At 70.3% G+C, this 3,506-nt stretch carries 5 protein-coding genes; all 5 read left to right on the top strand.

From position 1 onward, the window contains the following. On the top strand, positions 1 to 1,405 hold a 1,405-nt coding region (locus tag D7X55_RS37545), incomplete at its 5' end, for a hypothetical protein (protein WP_121725540.1). A gap of 27 nt (positions 1,406 to 1,432) precedes the next feature. Then, the gene (locus D7X55_RS37550; protein ID WP_121725539.1) at positions 1,433 to 2,347 is read left to right on the top strand and encodes a class I SAM-dependent methyltransferase; all 915 of its coding nucleotides are present in this window, start codon (positions 1,433 to 1,435) and stop codon (positions 2,345 to 2,347) included. After that, the gene (locus tag D7X55_RS37555; RefSeq protein WP_120547506.1) at positions 2,344 to 2,874 is read left to right on the top strand and encodes a hypothetical protein; all 531 of its coding nucleotides are present in this window, start codon (positions 2,344 to 2,346) and stop codon (positions 2,872 to 2,874) included. Before D7X55_RS37550 ends, D7X55_RS37555 begins: the two co-directional genes overlap by 4 nt. A gap of 131 nt (positions 2,875 to 3,005) precedes the next feature. Beyond that, on the top strand, positions 3,006 to 3,227 hold the full coding sequence (locus D7X55_RS37560; protein WP_120547505.1) for a hypothetical protein: 222 nt from the start codon (positions 3,006 to 3,008) through the stop codon (positions 3,225 to 3,227). Positions 3,228 to 3,262: 35 nt separating this feature from the next. After that, the gene (locus D7X55_RS37565; RefSeq protein WP_120547504.1) at positions 3,263 to 3,484 is read left to right on the top strand and encodes a hypothetical protein; all 222 of its coding nucleotides are present in this window, start codon (positions 3,263 to 3,265) and stop codon (positions 3,482 to 3,484) included. Positions 3,485 to 3,506: the final 22 nt, after the last annotated feature.

The raw sequence follows: 3,506 nt of genomic DNA on the forward strand, positions 1-3,506 counted from the left end.
CTGTGGGGGCGTGGCGGAGGCGGTGGAAGACGGCGCCCGTGACGTGAGCGCCCAGGCCTGCCCTCCCGGAGTGGCGGCCCGAGTGGCGTCCCTCATGCCCCCGGACGCCGGGGGCTTCATGGGCGAGCTCACGAACGTCCAGGGGACGCTCTTCTTCGTCACCTCCACGTTCGACGCCGGCTCGCTCCTGTGGCGCAGCGACGGCACGGAGGCGGGCACTTTCCCGCTGAAGACGTTCCCGGGCCCTCCCGGCGTCTATCAGCCCCAGAACCTGGTCGCGGTGGGCAACAGGCTCTTCTTCCAGACCCGCACCGACGCCACCGGCAATGAGCTCTGGCTCAGTGACGGAACGGCGGACGGGACCCGGCTGGTCAAGGACATCACCCCTGGCGCGGAGGGCTCCGTGCTGACCAACGCCACGGAGCTCAATGGCCGCCTGGTGTTCTTCCGCTGGGTGCCGCTGCCGGGAGGCGGGGCGGGGCCGGAGCTGTGGCGGTCCGACGGCACCACCGCCGGCACGCTCCGGGTGCGCAACTTCACCAGCACCCCGGGCCTGGGCAACGACACCTTGAAGGTCAACAATGTGCTGCTCTTCTTCTTCTCCGAGGACACGGGCACCACGATGTGGCGCACCGACGGCACGCTGGCCGGGACCACCTCCGTCAAGCGGCTGGACGCGGGGCCCACCTACCTCTCGGAGGTGAGCCGCCCGGGGGAGACGCCGTTGTTCATCCTGGAGGATGGCCCCAACTCGGAGGTGTGGAGGACGAATGGCACCGCCTCCGGAACCGTCCGCCTGGACGCCTTCGGCAAGCGGGTGAGCCTGCTCGGGACGCTGGGCGCGTACGTCTACGTGACGTCCGTGGACAGCCCGGTGACGAAGCGGCTGCGCATCGACCGGCTCTCGCTGAGCGGGGATGGCAAGACGCACATCACCACCCTGCCCAACCCCTACGGGGCCTACGAGTACACCTATCCCTCCGCGAGGAGGGCCGTGGTCTCCGGCAACGACATCTACTTCAACCTGAGCATCGGGAGCGACGCCCCCGTGCCCACCGCCGTGTCGCTGTGGGCGACGAACGGAACGGCCGCGGGGACCCGCCAGCTCTTCGACAACCGCAATGTGGAGTACGGGTATGGCTACCCGCTGTTCGCCACCGGCACGGGCCAGGTCCTGTTTGGCGGCGCACCGGACCAGAACGGCCCCGCCTTCCCCTACTTCACCCGGGGCACCCCGGCGACGCAGGGACGGCTGGCGGACGCCCGGTTTCCCAATTCGTTCACCCGCGTGGGCTCGCGCATCTTCTTCACCGCCTTCGACGCCGCCGGTGAAGGCCAGCTGTGGTCCGCGCCGGCCACCTTCAGCTGCCCGCCCGGGCTGACCGAAGCGGCGGAGTCGCGTTGAGGTACACTCCAGCGCGCAAGCGCTGGAATGCCCTCCGACCTGCTGGAAATCTCAGACCTCATCGTCGACTACGACGTCGCGACACTCCAGCCCCGGCCGGTGTCGCGCTCCGCCGTGGTGGCGCGGCTCATTGAGAACGGACAGCGGGGCGCCGCGCGGCTCGTGCAGCGGCTTCCCGCGTCCAATGACACGCTGGACTTCGAGGCGTGCAGCCTGGCCCTGCTGCGCGCCCACATCGAACTGCAGCGGCTGAGCGAGGAGTTCCTGCAGGCGGACCGCCTCCGCTGGGTGTTGCTTCCGCTGCTGCGGACGCTTCGCGACGCCGGCGTGAAGCCTCCGCTGCGCATCGTCGACGTGGGCTGCGGGCTTGGCTACGCCGTCCGCTCGCTCGCGGCGCACGGGCGGCTGGGGCGCGACGTGGAGCTCATCGGCTGTGACATGAACGTGACGCTGATTGAGAACGCGCGGCGGCTCGCGGAGGAGGAATCCCTCTCATGCGAGCTCAAGGTCGCGAACGCGTTCCAGCTGGAGCAGCCCGGCCACATCTTCATCTCCACGGGCGTCCTGCATCACTTTCGCGGCAACGACCTGAACGCGTTCTTCGCCGGCCAGCGGCAGGGGCACGCGTTCGTGCACTACGACATCCAGCACTCGGTGCTCTCCCCCTGGGGCTCGTGGATGTTCCACCAGGCCCGCATGCGCGAGCCGCTCGCGCGCCATGACGGCGTGGTCTCCGCGCGGCGCGCCCATCCCACGCAGACGCTGCTGTCGGCGGCCCGCACGGAGACGGGGTTCAGCTGCGCGTCGCTGGACGGCGCCCGCGACCTCCTGGGCGCCATGCTCCGGCCCATGACCGCCACGCTGGGGACCCGCGCGGAGCTGTGGGAATCGCTCCTGGGCCAGCTGGGTCCGCTGCGCTCACGGCTGGGGCCCGCGCGATGAACGCCGTCCTGCCGGTGCTGCTCGCGCTGCTCTCCGTCACCGACGCCGCGTTCTGCGGCTTCCGCGTCGCCGCGGGCCGGGATGCCCGCATCTTCAAGGCGGACTACTACCGGTCCGCCATCCGCCGGGGGATGGGGCGCGGACTCTTCACGGCCGCGCTGGTGGGCGCGGGCATCGCCGGGGCCTGCCTGTTCTCACCGGGCCTGTTCCCCCAGCTGCTCGTCTGCGCACGGGCGATGCTCTGGGTGCTCCTGCCGTACGCGACGCTGACCCTGGTGGGCATGGGCGTCTGGGCCGCCGCGGAGGCCGACGCGCGGACCCTGGCGAGCGTGGTGGTCCTGGGACCATTCACGCTGATCCGCCCCTGGGTCATCGCCGCGGCGGCCGCTGTTGGCGCGTGGAAGGCGCCGGGCTTCACCGCCGCGCTCGTCACGCTCGCGGCCTGCGGCGCCCAGCTCGCGCTCGAGCCCTGGCTCAACGCCGGCATGCGTCCCCGCATCCCACAGGTGGGTCCGGCGAGACCGTGAAACACAAATCCGCGCGGGTTTCCTGACACTTCCAATCCCCCCACCCTGCCCTGGCTTGCCCGCTCCACGGTCCCTTCCTAGGATTCTGGGTTCCGCCGGATCCCCCCTCATCACCCCCTGGAGCCATCACCATGCGGTACACGCGCAAGAACATCTCCGAGCTGCTTGGCACCGTGCAGGGCAGCCCCGACGTCATGGGCTTCTGGACGTCCACCATCGGCGGCTACACGTACAACATCACCCCGTCGGCGGGCGGCAACATCCTCCAGGACATCTACAATCCCAATCACCGGATTTGCGAGGACGGCGGCCAGACCGCCTTCGAGGACGCGGCGCAGATCGGCTGCTACTAGCAGCGTCCCCGCCACGCCACACCTGGAGCATTCCCATGCGTTACACGCGCAAGAACGTCAGCGACCTGTTGAGCTCGGTGCAGGGCAGCCCGGACGTCCAGGGCTTCGCCACCTCCAACTTCGCGGGCACCAGCTGGTCCATGGTCCCGTCCTTTGGCGGCGGCGTCGTCTGGCAGGCCACCTGGACGTATCAGTGGACCTGCGAGGACGGCGGCAGCGTCACCGCCGAGGACCGCTCCACGTTCGGCTGCGGGTAGTCCACCCCGCGCCGTCCTCCCC

The organism is Corallococcus sp. AB049A, from assembly GCF_003668885.1.
Classification (GTDB): Bacteria; Myxococcota; Myxococcia; order Myxococcales; family Myxococcaceae; genus Corallococcus; species Corallococcus interemptor.

Coding starts and splice junctions, on each gene's coding strand:
- D7X55_RS37550 (WP_121725539.1), top strand. CDS start 1,433: ATGCCCTCCGACCTGCTGGAAATCTCAGACCTCATCGTCGACTACGAC.
- D7X55_RS37555 (WP_120547506.1), top strand. CDS start 2,344: ATGAACGCCGTCCTGCCGGTGCTGCTCGCGCTGCTCTCCGTCACCGAC.
- D7X55_RS37560 (WP_120547505.1), top strand. CDS start 3,006: ATGCGGTACACGCGCAAGAACATCTCCGAGCTGCTTGGCACCGTGCAG.
- D7X55_RS37565 (WP_120547504.1), top strand. CDS start 3,263: ATGCGTTACACGCGCAAGAACGTCAGCGACCTGTTGAGCTCGGTGCAG.